General features: G+C 61.3%; 20 protein-coding genes and 1 pseudogene. 12 read left to right on the top strand and 9 right to left on the bottom strand.

The window, feature by feature from the left end; genetic code table 11:
- Positions 1-517: 517 nt before the first annotated feature.
- Genes PYW49_RS05315 through hpxO form a run of 3 tightly spaced genes read right to left on the bottom strand, consistent with a single transcriptional unit; the run spans position 518 to position 3671 of the window.
- Positions 518-1453: a PDR/VanB family oxidoreductase gene (locus tag PYW49_RS05315; RefSeq protein ID WP_320385885.1), complete on the bottom strand. Its 936-nt coding sequence runs from the start codon at positions 1451-1453 to the stop codon at positions 518-520.
- Between the two features lie 11 nt (positions 1454-1464).
- Positions 1465-2499, bottom strand: a complete 1035-nt coding sequence (hpxD, locus tag PYW49_RS05310) for a molybdenum cofactor-independent xanthine hydroxylase subunit HpxD (protein WP_320385884.1) — start codon at positions 2497-2499, stop codon at positions 1465-1467.
- A 17-nt stretch (positions 2500-2516) separates the two neighbouring features.
- Entirely contained in the window at positions 2517-3671 is a 1155-nt protein-coding gene (gene hpxO / locus PYW49_RS05305) for an FAD-dependent urate hydroxylase HpxO (protein ID WP_134349151.1), read from the bottom strand.
- 239 nt (positions 3672-3910) lie between these two features.
- Here hpxO and uraD point away from each other — a divergent pair, with 239 nt between their 5' ends.
- A complete protein-coding gene (uraD, locus tag PYW49_RS05300) occupies positions 3911-4411 on the top strand; it encodes a 2-oxo-4-hydroxy-4-carboxy-5-ureidoimidazoline decarboxylase (RefSeq protein WP_320385883.1) in 501 nt (166 codons plus the stop codon).
- On the top strand, positions 4408-4731 hold the full coding sequence (gene uraH / locus PYW49_RS05295; RefSeq protein WP_134349149.1) for a hydroxyisourate hydrolase: 324 nt from the start codon (positions 4408-4410) through the stop codon (positions 4729-4731). Before uraD ends, uraH begins: the two co-directional genes overlap by 4 nt.
- Here uraH and guaD read toward each other — a convergent pair.
- On the bottom strand, positions 4711-6027 hold the full coding sequence (gene guaD, locus PYW49_RS05290; protein ID WP_320386303.1) for a guanine deaminase: 1317 nt from the start codon (positions 6025-6027) through the stop codon (positions 4711-4713). The two genes, uraH and guaD, sit on opposite strands and share 21 nt — an antisense overlap.
- A 104-nt stretch (positions 6028-6131) precedes the next feature.
- The gene (locus PYW49_RS05285; protein WP_032649014.1) at positions 6132-7628 is read right to left on the bottom strand and encodes an NCS1 family nucleobase:cation symporter-1; all 1497 of its coding nucleotides are present in this window, start codon (positions 7626-7628) and stop codon (positions 6132-6134) included.
- Positions 7629-7772: 144 nt separating this feature from the next.
- Between PYW49_RS05285 and PYW49_RS05280 the strand changes: the two genes are divergently transcribed.
- The 3 genes and pseudogenes from PYW49_RS05280 to puuE all read left to right on the top strand — a co-directional run bounded on the left by PYW49_RS05280 (position 7773) and on the right by puuE (position 10179).
- The gene (locus PYW49_RS05280; protein WP_134349148.1) at positions 7773-8489 is read left to right on the top strand and encodes a GntR family transcriptional regulator; all 717 of its coding nucleotides are present in this window, start codon (positions 7773-7775) and stop codon (positions 8487-8489) included.
- Positions 8489-9362: pseudogene (gene hpxA, locus PYW49_RS05275) on the top strand (allantoin racemase). The gene PYW49_RS05280 and the pseudogene hpxA overlap by 1 nt, the downstream one beginning before the upstream one ends.
- On the top strand, positions 9280-10179 hold the full coding sequence (puuE, locus tag PYW49_RS05270; protein WP_320386302.1) for an allantoinase PuuE: 900 nt from the start codon (positions 9280-9282) through the stop codon (positions 10177-10179). The pseudogene hpxA and the gene puuE overlap by 83 nt, the downstream one beginning before the upstream one ends.
- A 69-nt stretch (positions 10180-10248) precedes the next feature.
- Here puuE and hpxZ read toward each other — a convergent pair whose 3' ends face one another.
- Genes hpxZ through hpxW form a run of 4 tightly spaced genes read right to left on the bottom strand, consistent with a single transcriptional unit; the run spans position 10249 to position 13807 of the window.
- Positions 10249-10635 (bottom strand): oxalurate catabolism protein HpxZ, encoded by a 387-nt coding sequence (hpxZ, locus tag PYW49_RS05265; protein WP_320385882.1) that lies wholly within the window; start codon positions 10633-10635, stop codon positions 10249-10251.
- Positions 10632-12029 (bottom strand): AtzE family amidohydrolase, encoded by a 1398-nt coding sequence (locus PYW49_RS05260; protein WP_320385881.1) that lies wholly within the window; start codon positions 12027-12029, stop codon positions 10632-10634. Before PYW49_RS05260 ends, hpxZ begins: the two co-directional genes overlap by 4 nt.
- Positions 12026-12214: an oxalurate catabolism protein HpxX gene (gene hpxX, locus PYW49_RS05255; protein ID WP_126816790.1), complete on the bottom strand. Its 189-nt coding sequence runs from the start codon at positions 12212-12214 to the stop codon at positions 12026-12028. Before hpxX ends, PYW49_RS05260 begins: the two co-directional genes overlap by 4 nt.
- Before the next feature lie 9 nt (positions 12215-12223).
- Positions 12224-13807: an oxamate amidohydrolase gene (gene hpxW, locus PYW49_RS05250; protein ID WP_320385880.1), complete on the bottom strand. Its 1584-nt coding sequence runs from the start codon at positions 13805-13807 to the stop codon at positions 12224-12226.
- A gap of 130 nt (positions 13808-13937) precedes the next feature.
- Between hpxW and hpxU the strand changes: the two genes are divergently transcribed.
- The 7 genes from hpxU (at position 13938) to hpxK (ending at position 20276) form a co-directional block, all read left to right on the top strand.
- Positions 13938-14777 (top strand): MurR/RpiR family transcriptional regulator HpxU, encoded by an 840-nt coding sequence (gene hpxU, locus PYW49_RS05245; protein ID WP_320385879.1) that lies wholly within the window; start codon positions 13938-13940, stop codon positions 14775-14777.
- Between the two features lie 191 nt (positions 14778-14968).
- Positions 14969-15751, top strand: coding sequence for a transporter substrate-binding domain-containing protein (locus PYW49_RS05240; protein ID WP_320385878.1), 783 nt, complete (start codon positions 14969-14971; stop codon positions 15749-15751).
- Between the two features lie 4 nt (positions 15752-15755).
- Positions 15756-16421: an amino acid ABC transporter permease gene (locus PYW49_RS05235; protein WP_134349140.1), complete on the top strand. Its 666-nt coding sequence runs from the start codon at positions 15756-15758 to the stop codon at positions 16419-16421.
- Entirely contained in the window at positions 16421-17077 is a 657-nt protein-coding gene (locus PYW49_RS05230) for an amino acid ABC transporter permease (RefSeq protein WP_049008460.1), read from the top strand. The genes PYW49_RS05235 and PYW49_RS05230 overlap by 1 nt, the downstream gene beginning before the upstream one ends.
- Complete coding sequence (locus PYW49_RS05225) at positions 17058-17795, top strand: amino acid ABC transporter ATP-binding protein (protein WP_134349139.1); 738 nt, start codon at positions 17058-17060, stop codon at positions 17793-17795. The genes PYW49_RS05230 and PYW49_RS05225 overlap by 20 nt, the downstream gene beginning before the upstream one ends.
- Before the next feature lie 13 nt (positions 17796-17808).
- Positions 17809-19050, top strand: coding sequence for a pyridoxal-phosphate-dependent aminotransferase family protein (locus tag PYW49_RS05220; protein WP_320385877.1), 1242 nt, complete (start codon positions 17809-17811; stop codon positions 19048-19050).
- Positions 19047-20276 (top strand): allantoate amidohydrolase, encoded by a 1230-nt coding sequence (gene hpxK, locus PYW49_RS05215; RefSeq protein WP_320385876.1) that lies wholly within the window; start codon positions 19047-19049, stop codon positions 20274-20276. The genes PYW49_RS05220 and hpxK overlap by 4 nt, the downstream gene beginning before the upstream one ends.
- Positions 20277-20335: the final 59 nt, after the last annotated feature.

The following is a 20335-nucleotide window of genomic DNA, read 5'->3' as shown; positions in this document are numbered from 1 at the left end:
AACCGGTATAGTATATTTGTCTTGCTGGAAATATTTAAAACACGATAAGCCATCATAAATGGCCGTATAGGAAGGTGTTATCTGGAAGCGATTTATTCTATTTTGATAATTGACGTCATTGTTGGTCGTAATTCTATTTTTTGTTACTGTCGTGCTAATGGTTTACTTCAACAATAAAGGTGGTGTGCCGAATTTAGATAAGGGGGAGGGAGTAAACTGAAATAAAGAGAAGGCTAAGCTAGCAGACATTTGTATACCCGTCATACTTCAAGTTGCAGGACAAAACGGCAAGCCGTTTTGTCCTGCAACTCGAATTATTTTGGGTATAGAGCGAAGTCAATAGAGGTCAACACTTGCGCCAAACCCCGTCCTCAACATTTTATTCGCAACGATATCAATTAACTGCACAATTCATTGTTGCCCCGTGCAAGCGTAGCGCCGCAGGGCGAAACTCGCAAATCGCACTTTGTCAGCAGTCTGAAACCCTGCGATAGTAATATCGCAGGGTTTGTTCGTTTTACAGCGAAATCACCAGCTCCCCGGAATGGCTCCGCGAACAGCACAGCGCCACCTGCTGGTCCGTCGCGCTTTTTTCCGCCTCTGACTGAACGCTATCCCGGTGATCCACCACGCCGTCAATGACTGGCGTCAGACAGGCACCGCAGATCCCCATCTCGCAGGAGAGGGGGACCGCCACGCCATTTTCCTGCAGCACCTGGGCGATGGTTTTATCCGCAGGAACAGGCCAGCGCTCCCCGGTGGAGGCCAGTTTGACCGTAAAGATCTCGCCGGTTTCACCGCCTGCGGCAGGGGCGGCGGGCTGAAACGCCTCGCTGTGAAGATGGGCGTCATCCCATCCCTTCGCCGTTGCCACCTCACGCACTTTTTCCATAAATCCTGCGGGTCCGCAGACCCAGGCGTGAAGCCCCGCCTCTGCCATCGGAAGATGCTCTGTCAGCGTTGTGCGCGGGCTGTCGGTATGAATGGTGCACTCACCGCACTGTGAGAGTTCGCGCATAAACGCCGCGCTTTCCCGGCGTCTGACGTAATAGTGCAGCGTAAACGGCGTTCCGGCGGCCTTCAGCTGCAGGGCCATCGCATACAGCGGTGTAATACCGATCCCCGCCGCCAGCAGCAAAACCCGCTCTGCCTGACGAAGCGGAAACAGATTGCGCGGAGTTGAGATCATCAGCTTCTGTCCGGGACGCAGCGTCTCGTGCACATAGCGCGACCCGCCGCGCGAGGCCGTTTCCCGCCCCACGCAGATAAGGTAGCTCTCGCCATCAGTTGCCCCGGTCAGGGAATACTGGCGCACCACGCCGCAGGGCAGGTGCACATCAATGTGCGCGCCGGGCTGCCACGACGGCAGCGCTTCGCCGTCTTCAGCCACCAGCCTGACGGCGAGGCTTTTATCGCCCTCACGCCACAGCCCGTCAACAATTACGCTCAGCATATCGGCCTCCGTCATACCAGGAAAAATTCGCCAAAGCCCATTTTTTTCAGTCCCCGACGGTAGGCAATCGAACTTTTATCCGCGGGGATATGGGCTTCCAGGGTGAGATCCAGCGGCAGGTTTTCCGGGCGCTGGGTTTCGACCATCAAACGATCTTCTTCAAAGATGCGCAGGTTAAAGGCATGCACATCCTCCACCGGAATATGCAGGTCAAAATTGCGGGCGATAGGGGCGAACATGCGGGTCACGCGTGAAGAAACGGGTGACGCAGCGTTCATGATCGCCAGTCGGGATTCACCCGGAAAATGAATCGTCAGGGTGGCGGTAAACGGCAGGTGCATTTCAAAATGGCGTAACCACTGGAACCCTTCTGGCGCCTGCACGTCCGAGCTGGCGGGATAGTTGCTCACCGAACTCCAGTAATCCGCCACGAAGCCGAACGGCGTCTCCTGCGGCTGGTAGGCCGGCACGAGCGGGTTATTCGGATCCGCAAAGGTATCGGTGTGGATCCACGCAAAGTGCGCCACGTCCAGAAACCCTTCCACCTGGCGCCCGGCAAAGCCATTCACCTCAAACGCCGGGCAGTTAATCTGCTGAAATCCGTCATCATCCCAGTGCGGCATGGTGGGCAGCGGCGCGGGGTTTTCCGGATCAAACGCCAGGCAGGTCCAGATCAGGCCAAAGCGTTCCTCAACGGCGTAGTTAATCAGGTTCAGCTTCGCCGGAACGGGCTGGTCGGGGCTGGACGGAATACGGTTGCAGCGCCCGTCCTCCCCAAAGCGTAAACCATGATAGGGGCAGATAATCCCGTGCTCATCGTGAAAGCCGAGCGTCAGCGGCACGCCGCGGTGCGGACACACGTCCCGGGCGACCACGGCCTGGTCGTTGATCCGGTAAATCACCAGCTGTTCATCCAGCAGGGTCGCTTTGACCGGTGCCGGGCCGATGTCGCAGGCGCGCGCGACCGGATGCCAGCATTTCGCCAGACGCAGCCAGTCCTCGGGCTCAAACGTGCAGTGGGCGGGTGGAGTCGGTTCTCTTTTCATCGTTGTCCCTCTTACGTTCAGCCTAGCGGGCCGCCCTGAATGGTGTCGCACAGACCGTTGATAATGCGCTCTCCGGTCTCCTCTTTGAGTTCCTGATACCAGGCTTCCGTTAATGCCATGTCTTTGCCGTGGGTGACGTCGCAGCGTTTACGCGCCTTCAGCACCAGGTCGCGCACCCGGTCGCAGCGCAGCGCTTCGTACTGTCGCAGCGCCAGCGTCATGTTGTGGTTTTCACGCAGGCATTGACCCAGCACCACGGCATCTTCCATGGCCGCACAGCCGCCCTGGCCGATATCCGGCGTGGTGCTGTGCGCGGCATCGCCGAGCAGGGCGACGTTGCCGCGCACCAGGATGTCGAATGGCTCAATGTCGTGGATTTCAATGCGGTTGGTGGTCTCGGGGTCAAGTGCCGCGATAAGCTTTTGCACCGGCGGCGCCCACCCGCGGAAGTAGCCCGTGAGGTCGGCGCGCAGGGTGGTGCGATCCTCCGCGAGGCCAGCAGGGAGCGGCACGTCAAAAAAGAAATAAAACCGTCCACTGGAGACGGGCATCAGCGACACGCGTTTGCCTTCGCCAACGAAGGTGGTCCACTGGTGAGCCGGGGCGATCTCTTCGTCAATCTTCACCAGTCCGTTCCAGTTGACGTAACCGGCGTAGCGGCGCTCCGGGGTGTAGCCCAGCACGTAAGGGCGAACCGCCGAGTGGCTGCCGTCAGCGGCAATCAGAAAATCCCCGGTTGCCGTGGTGCCATCGCTGAAGGTTACGCTCACGCCCGCGTCGTCTTCACTTACGCGTTCGACGCGCTTGCCAAACTGCACCTTGTCGCGCCCCCAGAAGTCCAGCATTTCGCGCTGGAGCTCAGCGCGCGAGACGGGGCAGGGACGCCCTCCGGTACGCTCAACCAGTGGGGCAAGGCTAAAGCGGGTCAGGGTCTCGCCGCGCCGGAAGTCTTTGTAGGCCATAAAACGCATCGGACCACCGTAAGTCTCGATGATGTCGCCCATGCCGAGATGCTGCATGCATTTCACGCCGTTAGGCCAGATGGAGATGGCCGCCCCGACGGGCCGGATCTCTTTTACGGCTTCAAATACGGTACAGTCGATTCCAGCTTTCTTCAGTGCGACGGCGGCGCTCAGGCCGCCAATACCCGCGCCAATGACGATTGCTCTCATGCTTCTCTCCTTTTGCAGGGTGTAAAGACATTCAGCAATTTGCGTACCAGGCTGCAGAGCGGCGAAAACGGCGTTGTGAGAGAGATGTTTGCACTGCTAAGGTGCGCAAACGCGGTGAGCGTGCCTTTTTTTGAATCAAAAATTTCCGTCTGGCGCATGCAGAATCAACTGTTTCACGCCTGCGACAAGAGTGGCGTGCTTTGTGCAACGACCCGTAAGAGGACAACTCAGGAGACGCTATGATTGCACTGCACGACTTTAATCATCTTCCGGACAGCGACGCGATGGCGTTGATCCACCCCTGCGTGGCGATCCCCGGCTGGGCCGACGCGCTGGTTCGCGGGCGGCCTTATCCGAGCCGGGACGCCTTGTTCCTCACGGCGCAGGCCCTGACGCAACGCTGGGATGATGCGGCATTAGCGCAAGCCCTGAGCGCGCATCCGCGTATCGGAGAAAAGCCCGCGGGCTCACAGGCGGAGGCGGCGCTGTCGCGTCAGGAACAGGGCGCGGTGAATGACCGCGATGCCGCCCTTGTGCAGGCGTTGCGCGAGGGCAATGCCCGCTATGAAGCCCGCTTTGGACGGGTCTTTCTGATCCGCGCGAAAGGCCGCAGCGGTGAGGACATTTTACAGGCGCTGCACGCGCGGCTGGAGAACAGCGATGCGCAGGAAGTCCGTGCCGCACTGGAACAGCTGCGGGAAATAACGCTGCTACGGCTGGAAGGAGTCATTAGCGAATGAGTACGTTAAGCACGCATATTCTGGATATCTCGACGGGCAAACCGGCACAGGGCGTGACGGTCCATCTTCAACAGGAGGGGAAGACGCTCGCCACGGGCGTGACCAACGCGCAGGGGCGCATCGCCGCGTTCGTTCCCTCTCTGCCCGCAGGCCGTTACCGGCTGGTGGCGGAGATCGGCGAGTGGTTTAGCGAAACCGGTCGCGACACGCTCTACCCCTGCGCGCAAATTGATTTTGTGACGGGAGAAACGGCAGACGAGCACTTCCATCTGCCGTTTGTGATTGCGCCTGGCGGGTGGTCAACCTACCGGGGCAGTTGACCACACCTGCACGCCGTTGACCCAGGTCTCGCTGATGTTGCGCTCGTCGCCCAGGGTCATCAGTACAAAAAGCTGCTCGTAAATATCCTTGCAGCGGCGATTGCGCAGGCGCTGCAGCGGGGTCACGTCGGGGTCGATAACCACGAAATCCGCCTCTTTGCCGGGCGCGAAGTTGCCAATCTTATCGTCGAGCCTGAGCGCGTGCGCGCCGCCCAGCGTGGCATGGTAAAACGCCTCGCTGGCGCGCAGGCGGTAGCTCTGGAGCTGGCCCACCTTGTAGGCTTCCCCCAGGGTGCGCAGCATGCTGAAGGTGGTGCCCGCGCCGACGTCGGTGCCGATGCCCATCCGCACCTTATGCTGCCAGCAGGCGGGCAGGCGAAACAGCCCGCTGCCGAGAAACAGGTTAGAGGTGGGGCAAAACGCCACCGCCGAACCGGTATCATGCAGGCACTGCCACTCGCTGTGGTGAAGATGGATCGCGTGGGCAAACACGCTGCGCTCGCCGGTCAGGCCGTAGTGGTGATACACGTCCAGATAGCGCTCGTGCTCCGGCCAGAGATCGCTCACCCAGGCCACTTCGTTGGGGTTTTCGCTCAGATGAGTCTGCATCCAGGTATCCGGGAACTCCTCTCTGAGCAGGCTGACCGCGGCGAGCAGTTCGGGGGATGAGGTCGGGGCAAAACGCGGCGTAATGGCATAGCCCAGGCGCCCCCGGTGGTGCCAGCACTGGATCAGCGCCCGCGTCTGCCGGTAGCTCTGCTTTGCGTCTTCGCTCAGGTAGTCCGGCGCGTGTCTGTCCATCATCACCTTGCCGGCGATAAGGCGCATGTTCAGGCGCAGGGCTTCGGTAAACAGCGCCTCGACCGATTCCGGATGTAACGTACAAAACACCAGCGCGGTGGTGGTGCCATTGCTTACCAGCTGGTTAATGAAAAATTCGGCGATCTCTTTCGCGTAGGCTTCATCGGCAAACTGGCTCTCCACCGGAAAGGTGTAGGTGGTCAGCCACTCCAGCAGCTGCTCGCCAAAGGCGCCGATCATCTCCGTTTGCGGGTAATGGACGTGAGTGTCGACAAAACCGGGCAGCAGCAGCCTGCCGCGCAGGTCGGTATAGCCTTTGTGAGGGTCAAGATACTGCTCGCCCTCCTGCCACGCCATGTGCGCCAGAATTTTTCCGTTCTGTATAAACAGCACCCCGTCCTCAAGATAGCGCGCGTGCCGGGCAATCGCGTCTGCGCTGTCGCTGACCTGGGCTATATCAAAAAATGCGCCGCGGATCGCTGTCTGGTAATCCATCATGGTTCCTGCCTTAGTGGTTGCATAGCGGGGTGATAAGGCTCAGCAAGAACGGTGCCAGAATGAACAAGCCGCAGATAAACTGCGGCCGGTAAGGGAGGGGGTTACTCTTTTTGCGTCGCCACGCGGGAGCTAAACGACGTCGCACCTGCCGTCTCGCGCTCTTCCCGCGCCAGCCAGCGGTAGGTGACGCCGCCGAGGAAGACGCCGATGAACCAGCTGAAGTTCGCCACTTCGTGCAGGGCCGGGATAAAGCTAATCACCAGACCCACGGCAACGGACGGGATCAGCGCGCCAATGGCTTTCGGGTTAAAGCCGTTGCGATACCAGTATTTACCCTTTGGCGTGTCATCGAACAGATCGTCAACCGACACCTTGCCGCGTTTAATCAGGTAGAAATCGGCAATCAGAATGCCGAACAGCGGGCCGATGAACGCCCCGAGCACGTCCAGGGTGTAGTGGATAAGCTCCGGCGAGTTGAACAGGTTCCACGGCGTTAGCAGAATTGAGCCGACGGCGGCAATCATGCCCCCGGTGCGGAAGCTGATTTTCTGCGGCGAGCAGTTAGAGAAATCAAACGCCGGGGAAACGAAGTTCGCCACAATGTTGATCCCGATGGTGGCGGTGATCATCGTCAGCAGGCCAATCGCCACCGCCAGATCGTTACCCACGCGGCTGACGGTTTCAATCGGGTCGGTGATCATGCGGCCAAACAGCGACTGGGTACCGGAAACAATCACCACGGTGACAATCGAGAACAGCAGGAAGTTAAACGGCAGTCCCCAGCGGTTACCGCGGCGGATTTCCCCCATGCTTTTCCCGTAGCGGGAGAAGTCACCAAAGTTGAGCAGCGGGCCGGAGAAATAGGAAACCACCAGCGCGGTCGCGGTGATCATCTGCCAGGTCTGCTCGCCCGCGCTCAGGGATTTGCTGGCGAGGGTAAAGGAGATTCCGTCAAAACCGGTCTTGTATACAATCCAGCCTGCGAGGGCCAGCATCACCACGTAGACCGCCGGACCGGCGATATCAATAAAGCGCTTGATGGCGCTCATGCCGTGCCAGAAGACCATCGCCTGCAGGACCCACATAATGGCAAAGCAGATCCAGCCCAGATGCGACAGGCCCAGGAAAGCGCCGGTGGTGAGCGAAGAGAGCGACGGCCAGAACTTCAGCGCCACCAGCATCAGCGCGTTGGCTGCGAGATAGGTCTGAATGCCGTACCACGCAAAGGCGATAAGTCCACGGATCACCGCCGGTATATTGGCCCCGAAGACGCCAAACGCCTGACGGCTGATCACCGCATAGGGCACGCCCGCCATCTGGCTAGGTTTGGCCACCAGGTTGGCGCACAGTTGCACAATGCAAATCCCCACCAGCAGGCAAAGCAGCACCTGCCAGCTTGCCAGCCCGAGCGTAAAGAAGCTCGCGGCGACAACATAACCCCCCATGCTGTGGACGTCCGACATCCAGAACGAAAAGATGTTGTACCAGCTCCAGTTCTGGTCACGCGTCGGTGCCAGATCCTCATTGCAAAGACGTGGGCTGTAAACCGCACCGGAATCAGCGGCCGTACCCTGTTGCGCGTTTTGACTGTTTGGCATGAAACCTGCTCCTGTGAATGAAAACCCGTTGAGTGGGAGTGCAAACGGTGTTGCAGGATCCAGGCCAAAATAATAAATCTTGTATGCAATATTTTATTTTTATGTATACGATTCGATAACGAAGAGTAAAAGACGGAGTGGTGAATGAACAACATAAACGCCCTGCAGACCGCGCCAGACCTGCATGACAAGGACGAATCCATCTTTCAGGCGCTGATGACCGCGATTGTCGAACATCAGCTGCTGCCGGGGAGCAAGCTGCCGGAAGAGGCGCTGGCCGAGGTCTTTGGCGTGAGCCGCACGGGCATCCGCAAGGTGCTGCAGCGACTCGCCGCTGTGCAAATGGTCACCTTAACGCCCAAGCGTGGTGCACACGTCGCCAGCCCGACGGTTGAAGAGGCGCAGCATATCTTCCGCACCCGCGCGCTGCTGGAGGTCGCCAACCTGCCGGACGTGCTGGCGCATTGTCAGCCGCCGCATCTTGCCGCGCTGGAGGCCATTATTCGCCAGGAGCAGCAGGCGCACGAGGCGTACGACGGCCCGGCGGCGATTCGCCACTCCGCCAATTTTCACATTCAGCTGCAGGCCATCTCCGGCAACCAGGTGCTGACGGAGATGGTGACCGGCCTGAGCCAGCGCTCCTCGCTGGTGATTGCTACCTGGGGCGCGCCGTGGCGTCAGGGTTGCCGCTGCAACGATCACGAACAGCTTGTGGATCTGCTGCGTCAGAAAGCGCTCCAGCCGCTAAGCGAAGCCTTAATGCACCATTTTGAACATATCGTCGCCAGCCTCTGCTTCGAGCGGGCAGGTGAGTGTCTGCCTGATTTCGCCCGGCTGTTTGCCGGTCACAAGGAGTCGTAATGCCCTCTGTTTGTATACAAGTGATCAACCCCAACACCAGCCTCGCGATGACCGAAACCATCGGCGCGGCGGCCCGCGCGGTGGCGGCACCGGGCACGGAAATCCTCGCGGTCTGCCCGAGCGCGGGCGTGCCGTCTATCGAAGGCCATTTTGATGAGGCCATCGCTGCCGTGGGGGTGCTTGAACAAATCAAACTCGGCAGGCAGCAGGGCGTGGACGGTCACGTCATCGCCTGCTTTGGCGATCCGGGTCTGCTGGCGGCGCGCGAGCTGGCGCAGGGGCCGGTTGTGGGCATTGCGGAAGCCGCCATGCATATGGCGACGCTGGTGGCGACGCGCTTTTCAGTGGTCACCACGCTGCCGCGCACGCTGATTATTGCCCGTCATCTGCTGCATCAGTATGGCTTTCAGGATCGCTGCGCGGCGCTGCACGCTATCGATCTCCCGGTGCTGGCACTGGAAGACGGTAGCGGTCTGGCGCAGGAAAAAGTGCGCGCGCGCTGTATACAGGCGCTGAAAGAGGACGGATGCGGTGCCATTGTGCTGGGCTGCGGCGGTATGGCGACGCTGGCGCAGGAGCTGACGCGCGAGCTGCGCGTACCGGTGATCGACGGCGTCAGCGCCGCGGTGAAGATGGTGGAATCGCTGGTGGCGCTGGGGCTGTCGACCAGCAAGCATGGCGATTTGGCCTTCCCGGAGAAAAAAGTATTAAGCGGACCATTTCAGGCATTAAATCCATTTTAAATTAAGGGGTGGCTATGGCGCATTTTGAACAGGATTACCCGCGGGATCTGCGCGGTTACGCGGGCAACCCGCCGCACGCGCAGTGGCCAAATCAGGCGCGCATCGCGGTGCAGTTTGTCCTCAATTATGAAGAGGGGGCGGAAAACCACGTTCTGCACGGCGATGCCGGGTCTGAGCAGTTCCTGTCGGACATCATCGGTGCGGCCAGCTACCCTGACAGACACATGTCGATGGACTCCCTCTACGAATACGGCGGCCGTGCAGGGTTCTGGCGGATCCACAATGAATTTCAAAAGCGCGGCCTGCCGCTGACGGTCTTCGGCGTGGCGATGGCGCTGGCGCGTCACCCGGAGATCGTCGAGGCGATCAAAGCGGCAGACTACGACGTGGTCAGCCACGGCTGGCGCTGGATCCACTATCAGAGCATGGACATCAACCAGGAGCGCGAGCATCTGCATAAAGCGGTGCATGTCCTGACGGATCTGTTCGGCAAGCCGCCAGCGGGCTGGTACACCGGGCGCGACAGCCCCAATACGCGTCAGCTGGTGGTGGAGCACGGCGGCTTCGACTACGACAGCGACTACTACGGCGACGACTTACCCTTCTGGACGGAAGTAGCCTGCAGCGACGGCACCCGCAAACTGCACCTGATTGTGCCCTACACGCTGGATGCAAACGACATGCGCTTTGCCACCGCGCAGGGGTTTAATACCGCCGAGCAGTTTTATACCTATCTGAAGGACAGTTTTGACGTGCTGTACGAAGAGGGGGAAAGCGCGCCGAAGATGATGTCCATCGGCATGCACTGCCGTCTGCTGGGGCGGCCGGGGCGTTTTCGCGCGCTGCAGCGGTTTCTTGATTACGTGCAGCAGCATGAGCGGGTGTGGGTCTGTACCCGCCAGCAGATTGCTGAGCACTGGCGGGAAGTGCATCCGTTTCAGAAATAATTGTGCCGTGTTTTGCCGGGTGGCGGCTGCGCCTTACCCGGCCTACAGGACGTCGCATGCCCGTTGGTGTTACACCATCAAACTCACCTGCGCCGCCACAATGCGCCACCCGTAGGCAAACCGCACCCACGTCTGCTGCTGGCGGCCAATGCGTTCCGTGCCCTCGCGGGTAAATTCGGTGCTGCACACCGCGTAATCTTCCCCGAAGGTGGTAATCACGGTGTGACGCAACGTCCTCTGTAACCCAGTGGACGGGCGCGCCGTGCGAAAGGCGCGGATTTCATCAATACCGTACAGATTCTCACCCGCCCCCAGACGCACCGTGTTTTTGTCGTGCCAGAACAGCTCGTCCAGTACCGCAACGTTGTTGCTCACCAGCGCGTCTTCATAGCGGTAAAACGCGGCCGTCACTTCCGCCACGACCCACGGGAGGTTAATGTCATCGTGATTCATCATGCTGCAATCTCCGCCGGACGGGCATCGGTGATTCCACTCTCCTCCAGCACGCGCGCGACGCGCAGGCAGGCCTGCTCGTTAAACGGCGCGGCAATCAGCTGCAGGCCAATTGGCATTCCCCGCGTGGTGCGCAGCGGAACGGTGGTAACGGGTAAGCCTAAAAACGAAATCGGCTGGGTCAGCATCCCCATGCTGGCGCGAATGGGGAGCGGCTGGCCGTTAATTTCCATGGATTGCTCGCCCGCCAGCGTGGCGCTGCGCGGGGTGGCCGGGGCGATCAGCACGTCGGCCTGCGCGAATAAGGTTTTAAACGCCTGCCGGGCGTGCGCGCGAAACCGCTGGGCCTGAATGTACCAGGCGGAGGGGATCATTGCGCCTGCCAGCAGTCTTTCCCTGGAGTGCGGCTCAAAACGCTCAGGCTCGCGGCGAAGCGCGGGCAGGTACTGGTTTCCCCCTTCGGAGGCGCTGATGATAAACGCCGCGGCGCGCGCCAGCTCGGCGTCCGGGAACTGCAGCTCATCCTGCACGTCGAGCGCCTTCGCCACCCGCGCCAAGGCGTCTCTGGCCTCTGTGTCGCACCAGGTGGTGAAATAGCCGCCGAGCACCGCGCAGCGCAGGCCCTCCAGGCCGCGGTCGAGCAGGGGACGCGTCAGTTCGCGCGGATGTTCAGCCTGAAAACCGTCGCTGCCGTCACGCCCCTGCAGCGCGTCGTACACGGATGCCAGATCGCATACGCGGCGGGCAAAGGGGCCGATGTGATCCAGACTCGCGACAAACGGATGGCTGCCGGAGCGCGACAGGCGACCAAAGGTTGGCTTCAGGCCATATATTCCGCATAGGGACGCCGGGACGCGAATCGAGCCGTTGGTGTCGGTGCCGAGCGAAAAGTGCACCAGCCCGGCGGCCACGGCGGCGGCCGAACCGCCGGATGAACCGCCCGCAATACGCGCCAGGTCGTGCGGGTTACGCGTCGTGCCGTAGTGGCTGTTTTCAGTGGTAAAGCCGTAGGCGTAGGCGTCCATATTCACCATGCCGGTCAGCAGCCCGCCCGCGCTGCGCAGCTGGCGCACCGCGAAGCTGTCAGCGGTCGCGGCAGTGTGCTGGCTGAACAGCTCAGCACCGGCCAGGGTGGTATGGCCGGCAACGTCAAACAGGTTTTTCACCGCATAGGGCACGCCCGCCAGCTGCGGCAGCGGGCGCTTTTCGCGTCGCAGGGTGTCGATATTCCCGGCCTCGGCGAGCATGCGTTTTTCCGTCACGGCGGTCCAGGCGTTGATCTGCGGATTAACGCGCGCAATCGCCTCCAGCGTCTGGCGGGCAATCTCGCGAGCGCTCAGCTCGCCTGCGCCAAGCGCCTGCTGAATATCGCCGATACTCATCTCGTGTAGCCTCATGCTTTATACACTCCTGCGATCTCCAGACGGTCATCGAGCGGCAGCGCCATCAGCGGCGCGGCCAGGGTGGCAATGCGGCTGAACTGCAATTGCAGCTCGGCGCGGCGGGTATCGTCCAGCGTCACGCCGAGCACGGACTCCATCTGCGCCAGATAGGCTTGCCAGTCGGGTTGTGGTGTCGTCATTGTTTCTCCTCAGAATCCGGCGGCCGCGCCGTTGCTGCGCGGGTCAAATGCTCCTTCGAACAGGCCGTTGGGGTGGCGAACAATCGCCCCCGCGTGGCCCATGGCTTCGCTAAAGTCAGGGAAGATTTCCACCTCATGTCCGAGTTCCTGAAGCCGTGAGACCGTCTCAGCGGTAAAGCGTCCTTCCAGTTTTAACGTGTCCGAGGTTTGTCCCCAGGTCCGTCCCAGCAGCCAGCGCGGGCGGGAGATGCTCTCCTGCAGGGGCACGCCCTGAATCGCGTAGCGGGTAAAGAGCGTGGCCTGGGTTTGCGGCTGCCCGTCGCCGCCCATCGAGCCGTAAACCATCACGCGTCCGTCACGAAGGCGTGCCGCCGCCGGGTTCAGGGTGTGGAAAGGCTGTTTGCCCGGCGCGAGAGCCAGAAGATGGTCGGGATCGAGGCTGAAAGACGCGCCGCGGTTCTGCCAGACGATGCCGGTATCGGGCAGCACCACGCCGCTGCCGAACTCGTGATAAATGCTCTGGATAAACGACACGGCAAGGCCGCTGCTATCCATCACGCCCATCCACACCGTATCGCCGGGGCCTTTTCCGCTGCCCCACGGCGCGGCGCGGCCGTCGTCAACCTTGTCGGCAAGCGCCTGAAGGGCAGCGGGGTCCAGCAGGCTCTGGATATCGGTTTTCAGCTCGCGCGGGTCGGTGATATGGGCATCGCGCAGGCCAAAGGCCAGCTTGGTGGCTTCAACGATGCGGTGAATGGTGTCGGCATCGTCGGCCTCCGCCATGTTCAGCCGGTCGGTGATGCCGAGGATCGCCAGCGAGACCAGCCCCTGCGTCGGCGGGGCGAGGTTAAACACCTCACCTTGCTGGTGCTGCAGCGTCAGCGGCGCGGTGCGTCGGGCAGCGTGCGCGTGTAAATCGTCCAGCGTCACGGGCAGGCCCAGCGCCTCCATGCCGTGTGCCAGCACGTCCGCCAGCGGGCCGCGATAAAAGCTGTCCAGACCGTCTTCCACCAGGCGCGTAAGGGTAGACGCCATGGCCGGTTGATAAAAGCGGCTGCCGACCTCTGGCGGTTTACCGTCTACCAGCCAGGTTTCCGCAAAACCGGGGATATCTTTCAGCTCGTCAAATTTGCTCGCCGTGGCATGGGCCTGAGACGGCGTGACCGGCGTGCCGTTTTGCGCATACTCAATGGCGTCGGCCAGCAGGCGGGCCAGCGGCAGCGCCTTGCCGGTCATCTCGCGCGAGACCTTAAGCGCCTCGTCCCAGCCGCTCACCGTGCCGGCGACGGTTAGCGCCGCCTGAGGCCCGCGATGGGGGATCTGTGCCAGCCCGTTGTAGGCGGCGAACGTTGCGCGCGATCCCGCCGCCCCGCTGGCATCAATGGCGATCGGGTCGCCCTGCGGGGGGACAATAAGCCAGAAGCCATCGCCACCCAGCCCGTTCATGTGCGGATAAACTACGGCGATGGTGGCCGCAGCCGCCACCATCGCTTCGATGGCGCTGCCACCTTCGCGCAGCACCGCCAGCGCGCTCTGGCTGGCAAGGTGGTGAGGCGCAACGGCCATCCCGCGTGTGGAAACATTACTGTGCATGAAGAATCCTCATAACCCTGAAAGTCACAAGGTGCTGCAAAAGCTGTTCCAGTTCTGAAAGAAAAGTTTCAGTAAACTGGCACGTATAATGAAAGGCAAAATATGATGAAACAAAAGTTACAGAGGCGCTATGGAACAACTGGATGAACGTTTGAAGGCACAATACCCGTCGCTGTCGCCGCAGGAGCAGCGGGTGGCGGATTTTATTTTCGATCATTTTGACGACCTGATTAGCTACAACAGCGCCGAGCTGGCGCAGCTGAGCGGAGTATCGAAAGCCACGGTCAGCCGTCTGTTTAAGCGGCTGGGCTATGAGAAATATAAGGATATGCGCGACGAGCTGCGCACCCTGCGCCAGAGCGGGATGCCGCTCACCGATAACCGCGATGCGGTGCAGGGCAACACGCTGCTGGCGCGCCACTATAAGCAGGAGATGGCGAACCTGACCCAGTGGGTCAATGCCCTCGACGCGCAGCAGTTTGCCGAGGCGATGGCCTGCATGGTGAAGGCGCGGCGCATTGTCATCATCGGCATGCGTAACGCCTATCCGGCGGCGCTGCACCTGCGCCAGCAGCTGCTGCAGGCGCGCGGTCAGGTGCTGGTGCTGCCGCAGCCGGGGCAGAGCCTGAGTGAAGAGCTGGTGGATTTAACGCCGGACGATCTGGTGGTCATGATGGCGTTTCGCCGCCGCCCGCGCATTATCCGCCCGCTGATGCAGCAGCTTCAGAGCAGCGGCATTCCGGTGCTGCTGATGTGCGAGCCGCAGGCCCACAGCCTGTTTCCGCTGGCGAGCTGGCAGCTCTGCGCGCCGCTGGACAGCGTCTCGGCCTATGACAGCTATTCGTCGGTCAATAGCCTAATCAACCTGCTGGCGAACGCTTTTCTGCATGAGATCCTCGATAAAGGCCGTCCGCGCATTCACGAGATTGCCTCTCTCTATCAGCAGCTGGACGAACTGGAACAACGATAATGGGGCATCAGGCTGGTGCTTTGCATTAAAATGGTGCGAAAGGTCGGGGCGAAAATGGAGAGTATTTTCGCCCAGACCGCGTTATAACAGGCTTTATAAGAAAATTCCCCGCTTCGCTTTATCTGGCACATTAGTTGCAAAATCACTATCAAAGAATCTTTTGTTTCATGTTAACGTTACGGGGAAGAACCATGAAAAAACTGTTAATTGCGCTGGCCGGGGCCGTCTGTCTGTTCACCAACCTGCCGGCAAAAGCTGACCAGCTTCAGGATATCGAGAAGCGCGGCACCATCCGCATTGCCGTTCCGCAGGACTTCCCGCCGTTTGGCTCGGTCGGGACCGATCTCCAGCCGCAGGGCTATGACATCGACATGGCGCGTTACCTGGCCAAACAGATGAAGCTCAAGCTGCAGCTGGTGCCGGTGACCAGCGCCAACCGCGTGCCGTACCTGCAAACCGATAAGGTGGACCTGGTCATTTCAAGCCTCGGTAAAAACCCGGAACGCGAGAAGGTGATCGACTTTAGCCGCGCCTATGCGCCGTTCTTCCTCGGCGTATTTGGCCCGAAAGGAGCCGAGCTGAAAGACGCCGCCGCGCTGAGCGGAAAAACCATCGGCGTGACGCGCGGAGCCGTGGAGGACATGGTGCTGACCGGCCTGGCGCCGAAAGACGCTGACGTGAAGCGCTATGAAGACAATAACACCACGCTCTCCGCTTACCTCTCCGGCCAGGTGCAGTACGTGGCAACCGGCAATCTTGTGGTGGCGGCTATTTCGCGTCAGAACGCGGCTAAAGCCCCGGTGCCGAGCTTTATGCTGAAAGACTCGCCGTGCTTTATTGGCCTGAAGAAGAACGAAGCGGCCCTGAAGGCAAAAGTGGATGCGCTGATTGAACAGGGCATTAAGGACGGCACGCTGAACGGCCTGTCTGAGCAATGGCTGAAGGCTCCGCTGCCGGCAAATCTTGGCGCCTGAGCCGATGACGGAGCAACTTGATTTCTCCGCGCTCTGGCCGCACTGGCCGGAGCTGCTGGCGGGGCTGTGGGTCACCATTCAACTGACGGTGATGGCGACCGTCGGCGGCCTGGCGATAGGCATTTTCGGGGCGGCGATCCGCAGTGGACACACAACGTGGTACAGCCGGATCTGGGGCGGCTACGTGGAAATCATCCGCAACACGCCGTTTGTGGTACAGCTGTTTTTCATCGTCTTCGGCCTGCCGAATCTGGGGCTGAAGATGACGGCGGGGGAAGCGGCGCTGCTGGCCATGGTCGTGAACCTCGGCGCGTACAGCACCGAGATTATCCGTGCGGGCATTCAGGTCACGCCGAAAGGGCAGTGGGAAGCCGGACGCGTGCTGGGCCTGACCCGGCTGCAGACCTTTATCCGCGTGGTGCTGCCGCCCGCGCTGCAGCGCATTTACCCGGCTCTGGTGAGCCAGTGCATTATTGTGATGCTCGGCTCGTCGGTGGTGTCGCAGGTCTCGTATGAAGAGCTGACCTTCGCCGCCAACCTGATCCAGTCGAGAACGTTTCTGAGCTTTGAGGTCTATCTGGTGACCACCGGGATCTACTTAGCGCTGTCGATTACCCTGCGCCAGCTGATGATGGCGGCAGGACGGAAATGGCTGGGGGTGCAGGCATGATGACCACCTTTACCGACTGGGACATTATTCGCAACCTGCTGCTGGCCGGACGCTGGACGGTGCTGCTGTCGCTCGTGGCCTTCGTCGGCGGCGCGGTGGTGACGCTGCCGCTGTTGCTGCTGCGCCTGACGGGCGGACGCACGGTAAAGCGCATCATCCGCGGCTATATTGAGCTGTTTCAGGGCACGCCGCTGCTGATGCAGCTGTTCCTGGCCTTCTTCGGCGTGGCGCTGTTCGGCATTGACGTTTCGCCGTGGACCGCCGCGTCGCTGGCGCTCACGTTCTACACCAGCGCGTTTCTGCTCGACATCTGGTTTGGCAGTATTCGCGCCTTGCCAAAAGGGCAGTGGGAAGCGTCGCGCTGCCTTGGGCTGACCTTTGGCCAGACCCTGTTTCGCGTGGTCGCCCCGCAGGCGCTGCGCATCGGCATCGCCCCGACGGTCGGCTTTGCCGTGCAGGTGATCAAGGGCACCGCCCTGGCGTCGATTATCGGCTTTATCGAGCTGACCAAGGCCGGCACCATGCTGACCAACGTGACCTATCAGCCGTTTAAGGTCTTTGCGCTGGTGGCGCTGGGCTACTTTATTCTGTGTTATCCGCTGTCCCGCTACAGCCGCTATCTGGAGACGAAATTCAATGCCTCTCATCACCATTAATCAGGTGCAGAAGTACTACGGCGATAACCACGTGCTCAAGGGCGTCGATCTGGATATCGACATGGGCCAGGTGATTTCCATTATCGGGCGCAGCGGGTCGGGCAAAAGCACTCTGCTGCGCTGCATCAACGGTCTGGAAGGGTATCAGGACGGCAGCATCAAGCTTGGCGGTATGACCATTACGGACCGGGATTCCCAGGCGCGTGAAATCAGCCGCTCGGTCGGGATGGTGTTCCAGAGCTTCAACCTGTTCCCGCACATGACGGCGCTGGAGAACGTGATGCTCGCCCCGCGCCGGGTGCTGAAGAAAAGCGCCGCCGAATGCCGGGCGCTGGCGCAGCAGATGCTGGAGAAAGTGGGCTTAGGCGATCGCCTGGACTACTACCCGTCGAGCCTCTCCGGCGGCCAGCAGCAGCGCGTGGCAATTGCCCGGGCGCTGGCGATGTCGCCTAAAGTGTTACTGTGTGACGAGATCACCTCCGCGCTCGACCCGGAGCTGGTGGGCGAAGTGCTCAGGGTGCTTGAGCAGCTGGCGGCCGAAGGGATGACCCTGATCCTCGTGACCCATGAAATGAATTTTGCCCGCGAAGTGGGCGACCGCGTGGTGTTTATGCACCAGGGGAAAGTCTGGGAGCAGGGCGACAGCAAAACGCTGTTCGCCAACCCGCAGACCACCGAGCTGAAGCAGTTCATCTCCTCCGTGCGCGGCCTCAACTGATAAGGACTTAACAATGGATATCGCACACTTTCCGCAAATCAATCCGCCGCAGCGCCTGCTGATGGGGCCGGGCCCGATCAACGCCGACCCGCGCGTGCTGCGCGCCATGTCGAGCCAGCTGATCGGCCAGTACGATCCGGCCATGACCCACTACATGAACGAAGTGATGGCGCTCTATCGCGGCGTGTTTCGCACCGAAAACCGCTGGACGATGCTGGTGGACGGCACCTCCCGCGCGGGGATTGAAGCGATACTGGTCTCCGCCATCCGCCCGGGCGATAAAGTGCTGGTGCCGGTCTTTGGCCGCTTCGGTCACCTGCTGTGCGAAATTGCCCGCCGCTGCCGGGCTGAAGTGCATACCATCGAGGTGCCGTGGGGCGAGGTGTTTACCCCGGACCAGGTGGAGGATGCCATCAAACGTATTCGCCCGCGCCTGCTGCTGACCGTGCAGGGCGACACCTCCACCACCATGCTGCAGCCGCTCGCGGAGCTCGGGGCCATCTGCCGCCGCTACGACGTGCTGTTTTATACTGACGCCACCGCGTCGCTCGGCGGCAACGCGCTGGAGACCGACGCCTGGGGGCTGGACGCGGTTTCCGCCGGGATGCAGAAGTGCCTCGGCGGCCCGTCGGGCACGTCGCCGATCACCCTGAGCGCGCGCATGGAGGAGGCGATCCGCCGCCGTAAATGCGTCGAGGAAGGCATTCGCACCGACGCCCACCGCGACGGCGACGAGGAGATGATCTACTCCAACTACTTCGATCTCGGCATGGTGATGGACTACTGGGGGCCGGAACGCCTGAACCACCACACGGAAGCCACTACCGCGCTGTTTGGCGCCCGGGAATGCGCGCGGCTGATCCTGCAGGAAGGGCTGGATAACGGTATCGCGCGCCACAAGCTCCACGGCGATGCGCTGCTGAAGGGGATTCAGGCGATGGGGCTGGAGACCTTCGGCGACCTAAAGCACAAGATGAACAACGTGCTGGGCGTGGTCATCCCGCAGGGCGTTAACGGTGACCAGGTGCGCAAGCTGATGCTGGAGGATTTCGGGATTGAAATCGGCACCTCGTTTGGCCCGCTGCACGGCAAAGTGTGGCGCATTGGCACCATGGGCTATAACGCGCGCAAAGACTGCGTGATGACCACCCTGAGCGCGCTGGAGTCGGTGCTTAACTACCTGAAATTCACGACCACGCAGGGGGCGGCGATGCAGGCCGCGTGGGACCACTATCGCCTCGAGACGCCGCAATGAGCCCGGCGGCAGAACGGGTGATGGCGCGCGCCGACGCGCTGGCCGCCATCAGCGAAACCCCGGATGCGCTGACGAGGGTATATCTCTCCACGCAGCATCTGCAGGCCAACCAGCTGGTCGGAGAGTGGATGCGCCAGGCGGGAATGACCGTCTGGCAGGACAGCGTGGGCAATATCTGCGGACGCTATGAAGGCGCGCAGGAAGGGGCGCAGGCGGTGCTGCTCGGCTCGCATCTGGATACCGTGCGCAACGCCGGGCGCTACGACGGCATGCTCGGGGTGCTCACGGCCATCGAAGTGGTGGACAGCCTGCATCAGCAGGGGCTGCATCTGGCCCAGGCGATTGAGATTGTCGGCTTTGGCGACGAAGAGGGAACCCGTTTTGGGATCACCCTGTTAGGCAGCCGCGGCATCACTGGCACCTGGCCGCAGGGCTGGCTGGAGACCTGTGATGCTCACGGAATCAGCGTGGCGCAGGCGATGGTGCAGGCCGGGCTCGATCCCGCCCGCGTGGCGCTGGCGGCACGCCATCAGGACGATTTCAGCGCCTGTCTGGAGCTGCACATCGAACAGGGACCGTGTCTGGAGCAGGAAGGGCTGGCGCTGGGGGTGGTGGAAGCCATTAACGGCGCGCGCCGCCTTAACTGCCGCTTTACCGGCGAGGCCGGGCATGCGGGCACCGTGCCGATGAACCACCGCAAAGATGCGCTGGCCGCCGCCGCCGAATGGATGGTACTGATTGAAAACACCCCCCGACAACGCGGCGGCAATCTGGTGGCGACGGTCGGTGAGCTGCGCTGCCTGCCGGGTGCGGTCAACGTGATCCCCGGGGAGGTTACGCTCTCGCTGGATATTCGCGGCCCGCAGGATGCCCCGCTTGACGCGCTGCTCACTGAACTGCTGGCGCAGGCGCAGACGATAGCTGCCCGGCGAGGGATGCGTTTTACATCCGAAGAGTTTTACCGGATCGCCGCCACGCCGTGCGATGCGCGTTTGCAGCATCTGCTGGGGCAAGCCGTTGAATCGGTGCAGGGGCGCTCATTATCGCTGCCCAGCGGCGCCGGGCATGACACCATTGCTCTGGCGGAACGCTGGCCGGTCGGAATGCTGTTCGTACGCTGCAAAGGAGGCGTCAGCCACCATCCGGCGGAATCGGTGATGGCTGAGGATGTTGCCCTGGCGATTGAGGCGTTTGGGCGGGCGGTAAGAACGCTTGGTGCGATCTGAGTGTTGCCCGGCGGCGCTGCGCTTGCACGGGCCTACGGGATGGGTAGGCCGGGTAAGCG

This window comes from Enterobacter chinensis (genome assembly GCF_034008295.1).
GTDB classification, from domain to species: Bacteria; Pseudomonadota; Gammaproteobacteria; order Enterobacterales; family Enterobacteriaceae; genus Enterobacter; species Enterobacter chinensis.
The sequence above is the reverse complement of the archived record's forward strand: the minus strand, read 5'-3'. Positions and strand labels throughout refer to the sequence as shown.